Origin of the sequence: Paraburkholderia haematera (genome assembly GCF_905220975.1) — a bacterium.
GTDB classification, from domain to species: Bacteria; Pseudomonadota; Gammaproteobacteria; order Burkholderiales; family Burkholderiaceae; genus Paraburkholderia; species Paraburkholderia haematera.
Genome location: NZ_CAJNBK010000005.1, coordinates 275,933 through 293,089, shown reverse-complemented (window position 1 = coordinate 293,089; position 17,157 = coordinate 275,933). Strand labels below are relative to the sequence as shown.

The 17,157-nt window shown below is 61.3% G+C and carries 17 protein-coding genes; 5 read left to right on the top strand and 12 right to left on the bottom strand.

Features of this window, described 5'->3' with window-relative positions:
* Positions 1–7 precede the first annotated feature (7 nt).
* From KHO23_RS12835 to KHO23_RS12805, 7 genes are all read right to left on the bottom strand, one after another.
* Positions 8–427, bottom strand: coding sequence for a histidine kinase (locus tag KHO23_RS12835; protein ID WP_211611591.1), 420 nt, complete (start codon positions 425–427; stop codon positions 8–10).
* Between the two features lie 74 nt (positions 428–501).
* Entirely contained in the window at positions 502–1,257 is a 756-nt protein-coding gene (locus KHO23_RS12830) for a COG4705 family protein (RefSeq protein WP_211611681.1), read from the bottom strand.
* Positions 1,258–1,597: 340 nt separating this feature from the next.
* A complete protein-coding gene (locus tag KHO23_RS12825; RefSeq protein ID WP_211611590.1) occupies positions 1,598–1,738 on the bottom strand; it encodes a hypothetical protein in 141 nt (46 codons plus the stop codon).
* A gap of 249 nt (positions 1,739–1,987) precedes the next feature.
* Positions 1,988–2,686 carry a response regulator gene (locus KHO23_RS12820; protein WP_211611589.1) on the bottom strand — a complete coding sequence of 233 codons (699 nt, stop codon included), beginning with the start codon at positions 2,684–2,686 and terminating at the stop codon, positions 1,988–1,990.
* A gap of 25 nt (positions 2,687–2,711) precedes the next feature.
* On the bottom strand, positions 2,712–4,094 hold the full coding sequence (locus KHO23_RS12815) for a sensor histidine kinase (RefSeq protein WP_211611588.1): 1,383 nt from the start codon (positions 4,092–4,094) through the stop codon (positions 2,712–2,714).
* A gap of 37 nt (positions 4,095–4,131) precedes the next feature.
* Positions 4,132–5,526: a sensor histidine kinase gene (locus KHO23_RS12810; protein WP_211611587.1), complete on the bottom strand. Its 1,395-nt coding sequence runs from the start codon at positions 5,524–5,526 to the stop codon at positions 4,132–4,134.
* A complete protein-coding gene (locus KHO23_RS12805) occupies positions 5,516–6,193 on the bottom strand; it encodes a response regulator (protein ID WP_211611586.1) in 678 nt (225 codons plus the stop codon). Before KHO23_RS12805 ends, KHO23_RS12810 begins: the two co-directional genes overlap by 11 nt.
* A 283-nt stretch (positions 6,194–6,476) precedes the next feature.
* On the opposite strand from KHO23_RS12805, the gene KHO23_RS12800 reads away from it, so the two are divergent.
* The 5 genes from KHO23_RS12800 (at position 6,477) to KHO23_RS12780 (ending at position 11,517) form a co-directional block, all read left to right on the top strand.
* Positions 6,477–7,496, top strand: a complete 1,020-nt coding sequence (locus KHO23_RS12800; RefSeq protein WP_211611585.1) for an ABC transporter substrate-binding protein — start codon at positions 6,477–6,479, stop codon at positions 7,494–7,496.
* Between the two features lie 54 nt (positions 7,497–7,550).
* Complete coding sequence (locus tag KHO23_RS12795; RefSeq protein WP_211611584.1) at positions 7,551–8,345, top strand: ABC transporter ATP-binding protein; 795 nt, start codon at positions 7,551–7,553, stop codon at positions 8,343–8,345.
* A gap of 16 nt (positions 8,346–8,361) precedes the next feature.
* Positions 8,362–9,225 carry an ABC transporter permease gene (locus KHO23_RS12790; RefSeq protein WP_211611583.1) on the top strand — a complete coding sequence of 288 codons (864 nt, stop codon included), beginning with the start codon at positions 8,362–8,364 and terminating at the stop codon, positions 9,223–9,225.
* 220 nt (positions 9,226–9,445) lie between these two features.
* A complete protein-coding gene (locus KHO23_RS12785) occupies positions 9,446–11,020 on the top strand; it encodes an alkaline phosphatase family protein (protein WP_211611582.1) in 1,575 nt (524 codons plus the stop codon).
* A gap of 179 nt (positions 11,021–11,199) precedes the next feature.
* On the top strand, positions 11,200–11,517 hold the full coding sequence (locus KHO23_RS12780) for a DUF4148 domain-containing protein (RefSeq protein WP_211611581.1): 318 nt from the start codon (positions 11,200–11,202) through the stop codon (positions 11,515–11,517).
* Positions 11,518–11,782: 265 nt separating this feature from the next.
* Here KHO23_RS12780 and KHO23_RS12775 read toward each other — a convergent pair whose 3' ends face one another.
* From KHO23_RS12775 to KHO23_RS12755, 5 genes are all read right to left on the bottom strand, one after another.
* Positions 11,783–12,031 (bottom strand): hypothetical protein, encoded by a 249-nt coding sequence (locus tag KHO23_RS12775; protein ID WP_054035535.1) that lies wholly within the window; start codon positions 12,029–12,031, stop codon positions 11,783–11,785.
* 124 nt (positions 12,032–12,155) lie between these two features.
* A complete protein-coding gene (locus KHO23_RS12770) occupies positions 12,156–12,974 on the bottom strand; it encodes a hypothetical protein (RefSeq protein ID WP_211611580.1) in 819 nt (272 codons plus the stop codon).
* 36 nt (positions 12,975–13,010) lie between these two features.
* Positions 13,011–13,829, bottom strand: a complete 819-nt coding sequence (locus tag KHO23_RS12765) for a hypothetical protein (protein ID WP_211611579.1) — start codon at positions 13,827–13,829, stop codon at positions 13,011–13,013.
* 223 nt (positions 13,830–14,052) lie between these two features.
* A complete protein-coding gene (locus KHO23_RS12760) occupies positions 14,053–15,099 on the bottom strand; it encodes a phytoene/squalene synthase family protein (RefSeq protein WP_211611578.1) in 1,047 nt (348 codons plus the stop codon).
* Positions 15,100–15,220: 121 nt separating this feature from the next.
* Complete coding sequence (locus KHO23_RS12755; RefSeq protein ID WP_211611577.1) at positions 15,221–17,134, bottom strand: feruloyl-CoA synthase; 1,914 nt, start codon at positions 17,132–17,134, stop codon at positions 15,221–15,223.
* Positions 17,135–17,157: the final 23 nt, after the last annotated feature.

The following is a 17,157-nucleotide window of genomic DNA, read 5'->3' as shown; positions in this document are numbered from 1 at the left end:
CAACGTGTCAGGCTTTGCCGTTCATTCGATCCATCACCGCCAGTAGATCGGCGAGCGACTGCTTACAGTCGGCTGCGTTCGGCGAACTGGCGCGCAATGCGCTCAGCGCGCGGTCGATTGCTTTGTCTACGGTGTGCCAGTCGGCCGCGGCACGCGGCTTCAGCGAAGGCTCGGCGTCGTCCCACGCAAGTTCCAGATCTTTGATGCGCGCCTTACCGCCCGCGAGATTGCCATTGCCGACAAGTACCGCCGTGTCGGCCGCGATCTTGCGAAACGGCGAGAGGTCGCCGAGCTTCGACGCCTTGACGGATTCTGCCGCCTCGGCTGACGAAAAACCGATTCCGCCCGCTTCGCGATGCCCGAAGCTGATAGCCGAGATGGCGATGAAAGAAGCGATGATGGCTTTGCTGAGGGTGCGTTGATTCATGATTGTTCTCTTCCGTTTGATCCAAAAGACGATTGAAAATAGACAACGTGGTCGACGTTTCGAGCGAAGCGCGCTCAAGGTTCACGTGCAGCGACAGCACGCACGGACCGCTGTTCGACTGCACTCGCGAAGATGACCAGCACGACAATGGCGCTCAGGAACAGGACGCTCGTATTGATCGTGCCGAGCCCGATACCGCCGTATGCCCGTGACTGCGAAAGCAGGTCGCCGAACGAGGCGCCCAACGGCCGCGTCAGAATGTAGGCAAGCCAGAACGTCAGCACCGGATTGCCGCCGACGTAATAGGCGACGCAGACCAAAGCGATGAGCGCGCTGAATGCCACGACACCGATCATGAAGCCGAGCCCCAACGCTTCTGTTGCGAGATCGCCGGCCGCGGTGCCCAGTGCGAACGTGAACAACACGGCAGCCCAGTAGAAAAGCTCCCGCCGCGTGGTGTAGATAGTGTGAATCGACAGCGTCCGCTCGCTGCTGTACCAGAGTGCGAACACCACGGCCAGCGCGAGCGCAAACGCAATCGTGCTGACATAGAGGCTGACACCCAGCTTGTCGGTCAGCGCATCGGTGATCTGCGTGCCGACCACACTGACCAGCACCACGGTCAGCCAGTAAATCCATGGCACGTACTTGCGCATGCGAAGCTGCGCGGCCAATGCGGCAATCAGCACCGTGAGCATGATCCCGCCGGTGAGCGCGGTACCCAGCCCGACGTGCACGGCCAGATAGTCCGCGCCGGTTTCGCCGACGGTGGTCGCCATGATCTTGATCGCCCAGAAGACAAGTGTTGCTTCGGGCACTTTGTTGCGCATGTCGGCAACACGGTAAGTCGAGGTCTCTCGCAAGCTGGTTCTCCCATTAATAGGCACTTAATTCGACGTTGCGAGCAAGCGCGCGTGCGCCGACTCAATGCGACGCATAGTGCAATGGCGAACCTTATGAAAACCTTACGGAAGAGGCCGGCGAAACCACCGAATCGAGGCGGGAGAATGAGTGGATAGAGGCGCCTTGAACGCCCCTTAAGAGAGGCTTAAGGACTTCGAAAAAATCAAAAAATATACAGCTCAAGCACTCCGAATCGAGGCCGATAGACAGAACGCAGTACACACGTTTTCTCTATCGGGAGATTGGGATGTCCATTCAGGCAATCGGTCAAAGTACCGTACAAGCATCGGCCTCATCCGCCGCGTCGACATCGGGTACAACGTCGAGCGCGCCGGCATCGAGCACGAGCGCTTCTTCGGCTGCAGGGTCGAGCACCAGCACCTCCGCTTCGTCGTATACGGTCAACATTAGCAGTGCCGCACGTGCTCTATTGGCTGAAGCAGGCGAGACGTCGGTTCAAACCGCACAGGAAGCAGGAAAGGGCGATCAGCAGGCGCAACGCCTGCTCGCCAAGGAGGTCGCAGCCAAAGCGCATTGACGCACGCGCTAACGCAGTAGCGCGCTCAGGACAAACGAATAACGCCGTGTGCATGCTCGATGCACACGGCGTTCTGAGCGCAGGTTTTCGGGCGAACGCTTCAGAAGCGCGCCAAGGCGTTACAGCGCCTCGGCAAACGCCTCGCACGGCACTTCTTCGCGCAGGATGTAGCCGAGCCCGCGCAAGGTCATGATCTTCGCGCTGGAGTGAGCAAGATGCTTGCGCAAGCGATGAATGTATATGTCGATAGCATCGGCGCTGGGTTCGTCGTCGAGCGTGAAGACCTTGTCCATCAAGGTGGACTTCGAGACCGTCTTGCCCTGCTTCAGCATCAGCGTTTCGAGGATGGCATGTTCGCGCCGCCGCAACGGCATGGGCTCGTTTTGCAGTACGAATTCGCGGGAATCGAACAGATAGCGCAGATCGCCGCAGTCGATCGACTGGCCCTTGTCGCCGGCCGCCTGGCGGCGGATCAGCGCCTTGATGCGCGCGACCAGTTCGCGTGCGTCGAAGGGTTTGACGACGTAGTCGTCCGCACCGGCGGAGAAGCAGGCTACCTTGTCGTCGGTCGAGCCGTTGGCGGTGAGCATCAGCACCGGCACGTTGTCGCGTTTGCGGCGCAGACGCGCCAGCACGTCCTTGCCGCCAATGCCCGGCAACCGCAGATCGAGCAGCACAGCGTCGTAGCACTGCAGGTCGAGCAGTGTCTCCGCCCGCTCGCCGTCCTGCGCCCAGTCAATCGCGAAATTTTCGACCTGCATCAGGTTCATCACCCAGCGCGCGAGGTCAGCGTCGTCTTCAACGAGCAGCAGTTTCATAGAGTTCCCCTGATATGGCAGCGCATCAAACTGCTGCCGACCATAGTCGCATCTCGACGGTGGCGACCAGGCCGACCCCGCCCTCCCCCGGTTCGAGCGTGACGGTGCCGCCTTGCCGATGAGCGATCTCGCGCACGATCGGCAAGCCGAGTCCGGTTCCGTCTGCGTGACTCGACGCGCGATAGAAACGCTCGAACACGCGCGCCCTCGCTTCGATTTTGATACCCGGCCCATTGTCGATCACGCGCACGATCGCGCGGTCATTGCTGCGCCGCGTGTGCACGGTGACGCGGCCGCCGGGTTGCGTGTAGCGCAGCGCGTTGTCGACGAGATTGGTCACGAGCGCAGCGGTCAATGCCTCGTCGCCGGTCACGTATAAACCGTCTTCCAGTTCAGCACCCAGATCGATTGCACGCGACTGCGCGAATGCAATCAACTCCTCCAGCACGCCCGCGATCGACGCGCTCAGATCGACCCGTTCGCGCGTATTGGCGGGCGCCTCGGACTCAGCCTGAGCGAGCAGCAACAATTTATTGGTCAAGGTGGTCAGCTTGCGGCTGCTTTTATGCATGCCGGCCAGCGCTTCGTTGAGCGGCACGTCGCGATTCTCACGTTGCCGCGCGTACTGGATCTGCGCAACCAGCAACGCGAGCGGCGTGCGCAATTGATGCGCGGCATCGGAGATGAATTGCCGTTGCGTTGCGGCCTGCTGACCCATGCGCGCAATGCACTGGTTGATCGCTTCGACGATAGGCCTTAATTCGACATGCAAGCGCGCCACGCGTATCGGTTCAAGCTGCGACGCGTGGCGATCGGAGACGTCGTCCTTCACCTTCATCAACGGCCGCAATTCGAAAGTCAGGCCGAGATAGACGAACACCATGGCAAGCACCAGCGTGAGCACCTCGCCGAACAGTTGCGGACGCAACAAACGCCACACCATTGCGTCGCGCGAGCCTTCCGTCTTCGCGACTGCCACGACAACTTCTTCGGTGCGGCCCGAATCGTATAGCTGCCGCACGTAAGCAACCGCCCGCACGGCGCGACCGTCGTCGAGATGCGTGGAGTACAGCATGGGGACGTCGCCCACGCCGCGCGGCACCGGCAGATCGAGACTGCCGGCCAGCAGCCGGTGGCCGCTCGCTTCGACGCGATAGAACACACTGTCCTGTTCCGGCGACTCGAACAACTCGAGCGCGGCCGGCGGAATCTGGATCGAAACGTTGCCGTTATCCCAGTCGATGTCCTCGCCAATGATGCGCATCGACGATAGCAAGGCGTTGTCCTGAACCAGGTCGGCCGTGGTCTGCGCGTTGCGATACGAAATCACGCCGGAAATGGAAACGAACGCCGCCAGCGGCAGCAAGAGCCACCACAGCAAACGTCCGCGCAAACTGCCTGAAAACACGATTCGTCGTTCCTCTCTTCTGGATGAAGCGGCTGATTTAACCGGGCTGAATCCCGTCCGCCGGCGCACGCGGAAACGTGACCGTCATGTGCACGCCTTTGCCGCCTTCGCCCGGCTTGAGCACGATCTCCCCGTGGTGCGCGTCCGCGATCTCGCGCACGATAGCGAGGCCCAGCCCCGTTCCTTCCGTATCCGCCGATGCCCGGAAAAACGGCTCGAACACCCGGCTGCGCGACTCGGCCGGAATACCGGGGCCATCGTCCAGCACCGACACGGCGACCGAATCGGCGTGGGCGCTGACCGCCACCGTGACGTGGCCGCCACTGCCCGTGTAACGGATCGCGTTCTCCGCGAGATTGGCGATCAACGCCTGAAGCAGACCCCGATGTCCGGCGACCGGCGCGGGGCCGCTCAGTTCCGCCCCCAGATCGATGTCCCGGGCCTGAGCGAGCAGCGCCAGATCCTCCACCACTTCCATGGCCAACGGCACGAGATCCACGGTTTCCACCGCCAGTTGCGTGTTGTCCGCGGCCTCGGCCTGCGCGAGCAACAGCAGCTTGTTGGTGAGTCCGACCATTGAACGATTGCTGCGATGCATTGCGGCGAGCGCTTCATCGAGCGCGGGATTCAGGCCGTCCTGCTGGCGCGCGAACTGCAACTGTGTGCCGAGCAGCGTGAGCGGCGTTCGCAACTGGTGCGCGGCATCCGCGATAAACCGCCGTTGTGCCGCCACCTGCACGCCGAGCCGCGCGATACATTGATTGATCGCTTCGACGATGGGCCGCAACTCGGTATGCAGACGCTCGACGCGAATCGGCTCGAGCTGCATGGGGTCGCGGTCGGCGACTTCTTCCTTCACTTTCATCAGCGGCCGCAACTCGAACGTGAGGCCGATGCAGGCCAACGCGACCGCCAGCACGATCATTTCGATTTGCCGCACGAGTTGCGGCTGCCACAATTCCTGCGCCATCGCGTCACGCGAGCGCACCGTCTTGCCCACCGTGACCCGCACGCGGCGCGTCGCGCCGTTGTCGTACATCAGGCGCACGATCCCGACCGCGCGCACGGGCTGGCCATGCAGATCGGCGTCGTAGTGATCGGGCGTGTCGGGGGCCTGTGCCGCGCGCGGCGGGAAATCAGGTGTGCCCGCCAGCAGGCGGCCATCGTCGACCCGCACGCTGTAGAACACCTGATCGCGATACGGCGACACGAACACTTCGAGCGCGGCCGGCGGCACGTCCACGCGCAGAAAACCGTCCACCCATTCCACCTCACCGGCGATCATGCGCGCCGACGAGATAAGCTGGTTGTCCTGCACCAGATCCGCCGTGCGCCGCGCGTTGTCGTACTCGGCCTTGCCGGTCACGAACACGTACAACGCGAGCGGCACCAGCAGCCACCAGAGCAGGCGCATGCGCAGACTATTGGTCATCTTCTTTCTTGCGCAGCAGATAACCCAGCCCACGCAACGTGACAATCGCTGCCGAACTGCCGTCGAGCTTTTTGCGCAACCGCGAAATATAGATCTCGACCGCGTCCTCGCTCGGCTCGTCTGCGAGTGTGAAGATTGCGTCGACCAGTGCCGGCTTTGTCACCGTCTTGCCCAGCCGCAGGATCAGCGTTTCGAGCACCGAGCGCTCGCGCGGCGTGACATTCAGCGGCGCGCCCTTCAGCGTGAACTGCCGCGTGTCGATGTCGAACGCGAGATCGCCGCACAGCACCTCGCTGGCCTTTGACGGCGACTGACGCCGGATCGCCACCTTGATCCGCGCAATCAGCTCGCGCACTTCGAACGGCTTCACCAGATAGTCGTCTGCGCCGGCGCCGAGCAGTTCCACTTTTTCGTCGATCGAACCGCTCGCGGTCAGGATCAGCACCGGCGTGGCGTCCCCGCGCTGGCGCAAACGGCGCAGCACGTTCTTGCCGGACAGCTTCGGCAGATTCAGGTCGAGCAGGATCACGTCGTAGTGATTGGTACGCAGCAAGCGGTCCGCCGCGTCGCCGTCCTGCACGGCGTCGAGCGCGAACGCTTCCTGCTCGAGCATCTTTGCGAGCCAGTGTGCCAGCGTGGGGTTGTCTTCGATGAGCAGCAGCTTCATGGCGGGAACGGCGAAATAGGGAACGCAATGCGCGGCGAAAGTCAGGACGCCGATTGTGCCGCAAAACAAGGGCTTTGCGCGCGGCTTGCACGGTTTGTGGCACCCGTAGTGGGGTTTGTCTGGAGGTAGCGGCACGGTTGTGGCGAATTCTCGGGTTAACACCCATGATTTGCCCACAGCACCGAAAGCTGCCAGAAGGTTTCCAATTTCTATAATCCTCGTCATTCACCCAGAAAGCGCCGCCTGAGCACCTAGCGGCGACTAAACCTAAGGAGACTGCTCCATGCGTACCTTGCGCCAGATTGCCGCCGTGTCAGGTGTTGCATTCACCCTTGCCGCCGCATCGGCCGCGGCTCACGCCGAGAAACTGACGATCATGGTTGGCGGCGCCACCAAGATCATCTATTTGCCGGCCAAGCTCACGGAGCAGCTCGGCTACTTCAAGGACGAAGGCCTCGACGTCGAAATCCTCTCGCAACCGGCCGGCGTGGACGCGGAAAACGAACTGCTCGCAGGCGCGGTGCAAGGCGTGGTGGGCTTCTACGATCACACCATCGACCTGCAGAGCAAGGGCAAGGAAGTTCAGGCGCTGGTGATTTTCGGCCAGGTGCCGGGTGAAGTCGAAATGGTCTCCACCAAGGCCTCCGAAACACTCAAGAGCATGGCCGACGTGAAGGGCAAGACGCTGGGCGTGACCGGCCTCGGCTCGTCGACCAGCTTCCTCACGCAATACCTCGCGCAACGCGCGGGCGTGCCGTCCACCCAATACACGCTGCTGCCGGTTGGCGCGGACAACAGCTTTATCGCCGCCATCAAGCAGAACCGCATCGACGCGGGCATGACCACCGAGCCGACCGTCTCGCAGTTGCTGAAGACCGGCGACGCCAAGGTACTGGTCGATATGCGCACGCTGGAAGGCACGCGCGCCGCGCTAGGCGGCACGTATCCGGCTTCGAGCTTCTACGTGCAGCGCGCATGGGCCGAATCGCACAAGGACGACGCCACGAAACTCGCGCACGCGTTCGCGAAGACGCTGAACTTCATCGCGACACATAGCGCGGAAGATATCGCCGCGAAGATGCCGAAGGACTACTACGGCAATAACAAGGACCTGTACGTCGGCGCGCTGAAGGCGTCGCTGCCGATGTTCACGAAGGACGGCAAGATGCCCGCCGACGGCCCGGACACGGTCCTGAAGGTGTTGTCGGCGTTCAATCCTTCGGTGAAGGGTAAGCATATCGACCTCGCCAAGACCTACACCAACGACTACGTGTCGACAGCGGTCAAGACCGCGGCGAAGTAACGCCCTCAAGTTGACGCCCTTTCAAATATCACGAGAACGACGAGGCACCACCCGATGAATCAACCAATGTCACGCGATACGCCCGCCATCGAGTTCCGCAACGTATCGTGCCGTTTCATTTCTCCCGACGGCAAAGCGACGATCGCGTTGCGCGAGTTCAGCATGTCGGTGGCACGCGGCGAGTTTGTCGCGATTGTCGGCCCGACGGGCTGCGGCAAGTCCACCACGCTCAGCATGATCACCGGCTTGCTCAAGCCGACCACCGGTGAAGTGCGCGTCATGGGCGCACCGGTGGACGGCATCGATCCGCGTATCGGCTTCGTGTTTCAGGCGGATGCCGTGTTTCCGTGGCGCTCGGTGATCGACAACGTCGCGGCCGGTCCGCTGTATCGCGGCCGCTCGAAATCCGCCGCGTACGACGAAGCCAACGAATGGCTGCGCCGCGTAGGCCTCGACAAGTTCGGCAAGCACTATCCGCACCAACTGTCCGGCGGCATGAGAAAGCGCGTGGCGCTCGCGCAAACCTTCATCAACAAGCCGGAAATCCTGCTGATGGATGAGCCCTTCTCTGCGCTCGACATGCAGACCCGCACGCTGATGCAGGACGAATTGCTGCAACTGTGGGGCGGCGCCGGCTCGGTGGTGTTCGTGACGCACGATCTGGAAGAAGCGATTGCGCTCGCCGACCGTGTGTTCGTGCTGACGGCGCGCCCGGCCACGCTGAAGAAAGTGTACGAAATCGATCTGCCGCGTCCGCGCGTCACGTCGGAAATTCGCTACGAACCGCGTTTCATCGAAATCTCGCGCGACATCTGGCATGACCTGCGCGAAGAAGTGCAGATCGGCTAATCAAGGAACGTCAAACATGTCTACTACCCCTCAACAGACGATACCTTCGGGCATCGATCCCGCGACGCTCGCCCAGGTCGAGCGTGTCGCGCAAAAACGCATCCGGCAACGTCATGCGCTGGTGGTCACGCTGCGCATTGTCGTGCTCGTGGTCGTACTCGGCGGGTGGGAATTGTCCGCGCGCCTGAAGTGGATCGATCCGTTCTTCTTCTCGATGCCGACCGCGATCTTCGATCAGATCGTCGACTGGTTCGTGAACGGTACGTCGCAAGGCCCGCTCCTGACGCAGGTGTGGGTCACGCTTGAAGAAACCGGGCTCGGCTTCATTATCGGTTCGGTGGCGGGCATCTTCTGCGGCATCGTGCTCGGCCGCAACAAGCTGCTCTCCGACGTGTTCAGCCTCTACATCAAGATCGCCAACTCGATTCCGCGCGTCGTGCTCGGTTCGGTGTTCGTGATTGCACTCGGTCTCGGCATGGCTTCGAAGGTGGCGCTGGCGGTGGTGATGGTGTTCTTCGTCGTGTTCGCCAATGCGTTTCAGGGCGTGCGTGAAGCGGACCGTTACATGATCGCGAATGCGCAGATTCTGGGTGCGTCGCGCCGTCAGGTGACGACCTCGGTGGTGATCCCGTCGGCGTTGAGCTGGATTCTTGCCAGCCTGCACGTGAGCTTCGGCTTCGCGCTGGTCGGTGCGGTGGTGGGCGAATTCCTCGGCTCGAAGCAAGGTATCGGTCTGCTGATCTCCACGGCGCAAGGGGCGTTCAATGCAAGCGGGGTGTTTGCGGCAATGATCGTGCTGGCCGTGGTCGCACTGGCTGCGGACTATCTGTTGACCGCGGTCGAACAGCGGCTGTTGAAGTGGCGGCCTGCAGCGGTTTGAGTTGACTGCAAGGTGGTATAGCGAGAAAGGGCGCCGTCGGCGCCCTTTTTTTATGCCTGTTTTGTTTCGCCTCGCATTCATTTTGCATAACGGATCGAAGTGCAACACGCTTTCGCTACGGCGCGTTTTGCGCTACGTTTGCAACGCTGACATTATCTGATCGAGCTGACACGGTAGTACGCACGAAAAATCCATCCAATCCCCTGCTGGAGCGATGAATATGAGTGACGTCCACGACGGCGAAGCGGCTGCAAGCGAGGCACACACGTCGAATGCGGCAAGTGCTGCGAACATACAGAAAGACCGGATCGAACATGTCGTCCTGCTGCTGATGGAAAATCATTCCTTCGATCAGATGCTCGGCTGTCTCGACGCAGTGCACGCCGGTCTGGATGGAATACGTAACGCCGCGTCCAAATCCAATGAGGACGGCCAAGGCCATGCATTTTTCCCTCAGGCGACGCAAGAGCGGCAGATGCGGCACGATCCGGATCACGGACACAAAGCTGTGCTGGCTCAGATCGCGGGAGACAACGGCGGCTTCGTTCGATCGTTCGCGAGTGACTACCCGAAGAGCACCCTCGCCGCGCGGCAAGACATCATGGGCTATTACCCGCACGGTTTTCTCCCGGCGTTACACGTGCTGGGCGAGCAATTCACCGTGTGTGACAAGTGGTTTTCGTCGTTACCGGGCCCAACCTGGCCGAACCGTTATTTCGCGCTAACGGGTACGTCGATGGGTGAAGTGGAGATGCCGGTTGGACTCGATGCCCTGAATCCAAGGTGGTACATCGAGCAGAACCAGGACACGATTTTCGACCGTTTGAATGACCGGGAGAAAACGTGGAAGATCTACTTCTACGATTTTCCCGCATCGCTGCTATTGAAAAACCAGCGCCAGGCGAAAAACCTCGCCAATTACCGGCTGTTCGACACTTTCTTCGACGATGCGGCCGGTCCCGCGAACGCGTTTCCGGAGTTCGTTCTCATCGAACCGAAATACTTCGGCGAAGCACAGAACGACGATCATCCGCCGCACAACATCATGAAGGCGGAGAAGCTGATCGCCGACACCTACAATGCGCTGCGTTCCAATCAGGCATTGTGGGAAAGCACACTGTTAGTCATCCTGTACGACGAGCACGGCGGTTTCTTCGACCATGTGCCTCCGCCATCGAACGCCGTAGCGCCCGACGAACACACAAACAGCTTCGACTTCACCCAACTGGGCGTGCGTGTCCCCGCCATTCTCGTCTCTCCCTGGTGCGATGCCGGCGTGTGCCATACGCAATTCGATCATTGCAGCTTGCTGAAGTATCTCTGTGACAAGTGGGAGCTTGCACCGCTCGGTAATCGCACCCAGGCCGCGGCAAGCCTCGGACCGGCGATCCGCTCGACGGGTATTGCCCGGACCGATACGGTGCCTTTTATCCGCGTGACCAATCAATCGCTGATTGCGGAGCACGTAGAGCTGGAGCGGAAGTCGTCAAACGGCAATCAGCACGGACTCCATCATTTCGCGGACCACTTGCACGCAGAGCTGGATACATTGGCCGCGGGCCTGGTGGATTCGGCTTCGCAACTCGCGCTGATGGAAACAGGATGGGTTCGGTTAAAAAGCGCGCTCGGCTCCGCGATGATGCGTTTCGGACAGTGGCTCAGCGAGGACTTCTATCAAGCCCGGGATGATCGTGAAGCGCGCACCGGCCAGGCGTTCACCCGGCTCATGCAGTCCACCAAAGTCCCCGCGAAGGCACCGCAAGACAGCGCCCCGGTCACGGCAGCGCGCTCTTAGCAAGCCGCCGTGAGTCCAAGCGTTCATCAGCCGAAGCTCCCTTTTTTATCTCAAATCTCGCAACAAACCTTACCTGAATTGATGATTACTCCGGCCAGATCGCAAAACTACAATGCAATCACTGACTACGAACAAGATCGCTCGTAGCAAGATAAAAACCGAACTGGAGGTAGTTCATCATGAAATCGCTCATTCAAGCTGTTGTTATCGCTGCTGTACTGTCCACTCCTGTCGCCTCGTTTGCGCAGTCCAACCAGCCCGTGACCCGTGCCCAGGTGCGCGCAGAACTGATTCAACTCGAAAAGGCCGGCTACCAGCCGGGCCGTGCCGACCCGTACTACCCGGCTGACATTCAGGCTGCACAGAGCCGTGTCGCCGTGCAAAACGGTACCGCACAATCCGCGGAAAGCGGCTACGGCGGTGCGGTGAGCGGCTCGTCGCAGTCGAGCCTTCCGGTTCCGGCGAACGGCCCGAAGTCGGTGTATTTCGGCAACTAAGCGGGCAACCTGGCTGTGAAGCGGCACGACCCGCAGAGGCTCCGCCCTTTGCCCTGATCGGCCGCCAAGCGCGCAAAACAGCCGCGCGCCCTGATTCAAACGAACTGGCCCGCGACCGGGGATCCCCGGTCGCGGGCCAGTTCTGTATTCGTTACCTCCGTCATCGGGCTCCCGATGACTTCGCCTGGACCTTCACGGTCTGGGCGCTTTTTCCTGTTGTGCTGCTACGCCTTGAAGGAGCTTCACGGGCAACAGGCTGCTTGCGTCATTCACGGGCGATCAGATCGCCCACCTGGCCACGCCCCGTGACGAGACAGCTCGACAGGAAATTTTCACCCTGGCTGCTGGCCCCGGCGTCACCGAAACCCTTTTTCAACGCATTCGACTTGACCAGCTCCGCCCCCTGGTGACAAGTAATTGTCCCCATCTCTCCTGCTTGTGCACGCATCAGCGCTCTATCCGCCATCAGATAGCCAAGCAACAACACCACGGCAATATTGAACGCTTGTCTCATCGATCGTCTCCTCTTTTGAAGAGACTAACGCGAACCATCGATGCAGGATGCTAGGGGTTTCCCGGTTGGTGGCTATTCAATGATGCAGATTAAATCAAGCGATACCACGCCGCACGCCAACACGCTATCCGTTGGGATACTGCTGGGCGATCAGGTTCGTCCGCAACGTAGCGAACTGGTTCATCATGTCGCTCAACAGATAGAGATCGCGACGGCGGTTCGCAGGCTGGGACGCCTGGGTATCGTAATCGACCGGCAACGTCGCGCCTTGAGCCGCGTAAGCGTTCATGCCGTGCGCGCGCGACGTCTGAATGGCGCGCTTCGCCTGATCGCGGTGCGTGACGACCGCCACGGTGCCGAGCGCCGCAGCAGTGCCGTGAAGCGCGACGATCGCAGCCGCAACATCGTCAAGCGACGGATAGCTGATCGCGCCATTGCTTGCGACAACAGGCGGTTTGACCGATTGAAGGTTCGCGCTGCTCATCTGGTATTTCGACGTGAGCACGCTGGCCACTTCCCATTGCGCGACCACCATCACCGGCTTCGACTGATACAGCTGATGCACGGCATCCGCGATCTCTTCATTGATCGGACCGGGCTGCGGCAGTTGCGATTGACCGGTTCCGCTGCTGGAACTAGCGCCGCTTGAAGAAGCAGGCCGGTCACCGAAGCTGTACGCGACGATAGCGCCGATCTGAGCGACGGGAATCGAGGGAAGATCCCAGCTAAAAAAGATGTCCTGGAGATACGGCGCTTCGGTGTTAGCGGTCGCGGAATCGTTCAGTTCCGCATTGAGCTTTCCGAGCATTTGACGCTGGAGTTCGGCGTCGGAAATGAGCGCGTCGCTAGCCCACGCGTTACGGCTTACGCCGAGCATGGCGGTTGCAGCCGGTAGCACGGCGGCGGCCGATGTCGAGATCAGAAAATTACGGCGGGATGACATGAGTTGCCTTGCTGTTCTGTGATGACGTTACGTGTTTTAGCCGTGCGGATAGGCTTGGGCGATCGCGGTCAGGGCCTTGCCCGCGAACTGGGCGAACATGTCATGCACCAGATAGAGCCCGCGATTGCGCGTCCACGGCTGTCCCGACAAAAGATCGTAATTGACCGGCAACGTCACCTCCTTCACCGCATACGCTTTCATGCCGCGGCCCACGGACGTCAGAATGCAGCGCTTCGCATGATCGCGATGGCCGACCACGGCCACGTTCCCCATTGCTGCGGCACCGCCTTCGAGCGCGACGATAGCGGCCGCCACACCGTCGGTGCTGAGGTAAGTGATCGAACCGTCGCTGGCAACGACCGGTTCGATGGAATGCAGATTCGTGCTGTCCATCTGGTACTTGGACACGAGAAAGCGTGCGATCTCCCACTGCGCGAAGACCTTCACCGGCTTCAACTGATAGATCTGATGCACTGCATCCGCGAGCTCTTCATTGATCGGTCCGGGATCGGGAAGCGCCGCCTGATTGGTGCCATTGCTCGACGTGTTGCCACTCGCCGCGTTCGGCCGGTTGCCGAAGCTATATGCAACGATGGTGTTGACCTGTGCTGCAGGAATCAGCGGAAGATCCCACGTGAAGCCCACATCCATCAGATACGGTTCGATGGCGTTGCCCGTTGTGGTGTCGTTGAGTTGCGCGTTCAGCTTGCCGATCATCTGCGCCTGAAGTTCGGCGTCAGAGATAGGCGTATTGCTGGAAAGGCTATTGCCGCCGCATGCGCCAAGCGCGGATGCCAGGATCGGCAGCGTCGCCGCTTTGGATGCGGAAGCAAGGAAGGTCCGTCGGGTTTGCATGGCGTCCTGATAACCTGGAGCTGATCGGATTGACTGGTATCGCCTGAGCGAACTGATAAGGCCGGTGATTCACGTCAGGCGTGAATCACCGGCCTTGTACCGAGCAGCACTTTAATTACCAAATATGACAGCACCATTAAGGTGCAAGGGGCTTTCCAGGCAGCATGCATTACGCGCCGCAATTAATACGGATAACCAACTATATATAAAACCGGACCAACGCTCAGAGTCGCGCTTCGATTTTCTTGATCCGTGTTTCGACCGCCGCCCGCACCAGGCCATTCGAAGGCACCAGCAGCAATGAAGACGCGATGATCCGGTACACCCGATTGCGCCGCACCTTGGAGACCTTGGCCGGGTCGAGCCAGGCATCGTTATCGACCAGCAACAGCAGCGTTTCCAGGCCGATCAGGATCGGCCACAAACACGCGAGGCGCAGGCGCACCGACAACGCGGGAATCGCCAGCGTGTAGTTCAGCGCTTCGCGGAAGTGATCCAGTGCCTTGCGCACGAGGTCGACCATCAGAGGCCGGGCGCGAACGGAGTTGACTGGCTGCAAGAGATCGTCCGCGCCAAGGCCGTATTGATCGAGCATCGTCTGCGGGAGGTAGCAGCGGCCGATCCGCAAATCCTTGCCGCAATCGCGCAGCACGTTGGTCATTTGCAGCGCCTTGCCGAAACGCACGCCGCGGCGCGCCATGGTCCCGGGCTGTTCTTTCAGCGTGCCGGGCATGTGCGCGTAGGTCATGGTGGTCCAGAATTCGCCAACGCAACCCGCCACCAGGTAGGTATAGCGGTCGAGTTCCTCGTACTCGCGCAGCGCGGCGATCAGGCCGGAACGTTCGTCGGGGAACGTGCGAAGGTCGAATTCCATGCCCTCGGTCAGCGTCGACACGATCTCGCGTACGGCCTTGCGGTCGGACTCGCCTAGTTGCGACAGCACCTCGAGCGCCGGACCGAGCGATTCGAGCAGGACCTTTTCATCGGACTGGACCTGCTGGACTGCCACTTCGGCAGCCATGCGCTGGAACAGCGCCCCGTCGTCCGGTGCGCCGTTGACCTGGTCGCGCAGCGACAGCAACAGCGCAAGGCGTTGCTCGGGCGAGATCAGCGAGGTATCCGCGATGGTATCGGCCGCGCGCGCCAGCAGGTACGCGAGGCCGATTGGATCGCGCATCTCGACGGGCAGCACGCGCAGGGTGAGGTAGAAGGAGCGTGAAACGCCTTTCAGGAGCGGGCCGAGAAGAAAGGCCCGGGTCGGATTCGGCATGAGTGGGATCAGGTCGGGATTGGGCAAAAATCAGGCGTTGCCGAATTGTATACGGCGAAGCGCCTTTGCCGTGCGACGATGAACCCGGCGTGCGCGAACCACGCGTGCTTTAGGTCGTGACTTAGGTCGCGCCGCAAGCGCCCGCGTAAATCACGGCGGGATCGCGCTGCGCCGGATCGTAGATCGCTTCGACGAGCCCGGCCCGATGTGTTAGCACCGCGCGCTGATTGATCGACCCTTTGTCGGTGATCTCGCCGAGGTCGAGCGAGGGCGCGACGTCCATGAGCCGGAGACGGGCGATCGTGGTCGCGCCGCCGGTCGCATTGCGATTGAGCGCCTCCAGTAGCGCCGCAAAATGCGCGCGCACGACAGGCGCTTCGATCACCTCACGCGCGCTTGCCGACGAAGGCAAACCGGCCAGCCGCCGGCAATCGTCAAGCCGCGGAAACACTAGCACACTCACGTCGTCGCGATTCACACCTGCGACCACCACGTCCTGTACATACGGCGCACCTTCGGAAATCACGCGAGCCCGCATCGGGCCAACGCTGACGAACGTACCCGAACTCAGCTTGAAGTCTTCCGCGATACGTCCGTCGAACAGCAGCCCAAGTTCCGGCCGGTCGACATCGACAAAGCACAACGCGTCGCCGCTGCAAAAATAGCCTTCTTCGTCGAAGGCGTTAGTCAACTCGGCAGAATTCGCGCGCCAGTAGCCGGCCATCACATGCGGTCCACGATAGCGCGCTTCGAGTTTGCCGCCGACCGGCGCGAGTTTGACTTCGCAGCCAGGCGCCGGCGAGCCGACATAGCCGGCGCGCATGACCGGGCCCGTGGTGAACAGGCAGGACGGTGCGGTCTCGGTCATGCCGAGTCCGGCCATGATGCGAATGCGCTCGCCACAATACTTCTCGGTGACGCGTTCGAGCCGGTCCCACGCGGCTTGCGAAAGTCCCGCACCGCCGAAGAAATACACCTTCACGCGCGAGAAAAACGTCTCACGCAATTGGGCGTCCTGCTCCAGCGCGATAGCCAGTTCTTCCCAGCCTTTCGGCACGTTGAAGTAGATCGTCGGCGCGATTTCGCGCAGGTTGCGCAGGGTTTCCTGAAACTTGCCGTTGACCGGTTTGCCGTCGTCGATATAGAGCGTGCCGCCGTTGTAAAGCGCAATGCCCGCGTTATGGCTGCCGCCGAAGGTGTGGTTCCACGGCAACCAGTCGACCAGCACCGGCGCCTCGTTCGCGAACTCGGGAAACGTTTCGCGCAGCATCTGCTGGTTGCTGCACAGCATGCGGTGCGTCGTCGGCACGGCCTTGGGCAGCCGGGTCGAACCCGACGTGAACAGGAACTTGGCGATGGCGTCCGGGCTCACGGCCGCGTGGACGGAATCGACCGTGCCCGGCGAGGTATCCAGCAGGTCGCCGAACGACGTCACGCTGCGCACCGCCTGCGGCTTACCAGGTCCAATAGCGGCGACGACTTCGACGTCGGCCGGCACCACGGCATCGATCGCCTTGGCGAACAGGTCGTAGTCGCTTGCGAAGACCAGGCCCGGCGTCAGCAGATCGATCGTATGGCGCAGCTTGCCGTAATCGCCGGAAGCGAGTGCATACGCCGGGGAAATTGCCGCATACGGAATGCCGGCCCACATCGCGCCGAGTGCCAGTTGCAGGTGGTCGAGATCGTTGCCCGAGAGAATCACAACCGGACGCTCGACGGAAAGATCGCGCGCCAGCAGCGCTTGTCCGATCGCACGAGCACGCTGCAGCGCTGTTGCATAGCTCAGGCCGATCCATTGACCGTCACTGCCGCGTCGCGCCGCCAGCCATCGCTCGGGGTGCTCTCGCGCGCCGCTCGCGAGCCGGTCGGTCAATCGTTGCGGGTACGCGCCAAGCGCCTCGTTAGCGCGCAAATACCAGGTATCGCCGTGAAGTTGCGTGTGCAACGATGGTGCGCCAATCGTCGTCGCGCGGTAATGCACTGGCGCCTCGGCGTGCGCACCGGGGGTGTTCGGTTGTCTCGGCTCGGAATGCAAAGCTTGTCTCCTGTCGACCAGAG

What these genes read in the sequence shown, in the direction of transcription:
- KHO23_RS12805 (WP_211611586.1), bottom strand. Translation starts at nt 6,193, where the DNA reads ATGAAGCTGCTGCTCATCGAAGACAACCCCACGCTGGCACACTGGCTC.
- KHO23_RS12830 (WP_211611681.1), bottom strand. Translation starts at nt 1,257, where the DNA reads ATGCGCAACAAAGTGCCCGAAGCAACACTTGTCTTCTGGGCGATCAAG.
- KHO23_RS12780 (WP_211611581.1), top strand. Translation starts at nt 11,200, where the DNA reads ATGAAATCGCTCATTCAAGCTGTTGTTATCGCTGCTGTACTGTCCACT.
- KHO23_RS12835 (WP_211611591.1), bottom strand. Translation starts at nt 427, where the DNA reads ATGAATCAACGCACCCTCAGCAAAGCCATCATCGCTTCTTTCATCGCC.
- KHO23_RS12820 (WP_211611589.1), bottom strand. Translation starts at nt 2,686, where the DNA reads ATGAAACTGCTGCTCGTTGAAGACGACGCTGACCTCGCGCGCTGGGTG.
- KHO23_RS12765 (WP_211611579.1), bottom strand. Translation starts at nt 13,829, where the DNA reads ATGCAAACCCGACGGACCTTCCTTGCTTCCGCATCCAAAGCGGCGACG.
- KHO23_RS12790 (WP_211611583.1), top strand. Translation starts at nt 8,362, where the DNA reads ATGTCTACTACCCCTCAACAGACGATACCTTCGGGCATCGATCCCGCG.
- KHO23_RS12800 (WP_211611585.1), top strand. Translation starts at nt 6,477, where the DNA reads ATGCGTACCTTGCGCCAGATTGCCGCCGTGTCAGGTGTTGCATTCACC.
- KHO23_RS12795 (WP_211611584.1), top strand. Translation starts at nt 7,551, where the DNA reads ATGAATCAACCAATGTCACGCGATACGCCCGCCATCGAGTTCCGCAAC.
- KHO23_RS12770 (WP_211611580.1), bottom strand. Translation starts at nt 12,974, where the DNA reads ATGTCATCCCGCCGTAATTTTCTGATCTCGACATCGGCCGCCGCCGTG.
- KHO23_RS12785 (WP_211611582.1), top strand. Translation starts at nt 9,446, where the DNA reads ATGAGTGACGTCCACGACGGCGAAGCGGCTGCAAGCGAGGCACACACG.
- KHO23_RS12775 (WP_054035535.1), bottom strand. Translation starts at nt 12,031, where the DNA reads ATGAGACAAGCGTTCAATATTGCCGTGGTGTTGTTGCTTGGCTATCTG.
- KHO23_RS12810 (WP_211611587.1), bottom strand. Translation starts at nt 5,526, where the DNA reads ATGACCAATAGTCTGCGCATGCGCCTGCTCTGGTGGCTGCTGGTGCCG.
- KHO23_RS12760 (WP_211611578.1), bottom strand. Translation starts at nt 15,099, where the DNA reads ATGCCGAATCCGACCCGGGCCTTTCTTCTCGGCCCGCTCCTGAAAGGC.
- KHO23_RS12825 (WP_211611590.1), bottom strand. Translation starts at nt 1,738, where the DNA reads ATGTTGACCGTATACGACGAAGCGGAGGTGCTGGTGCTCGACCCTGCA.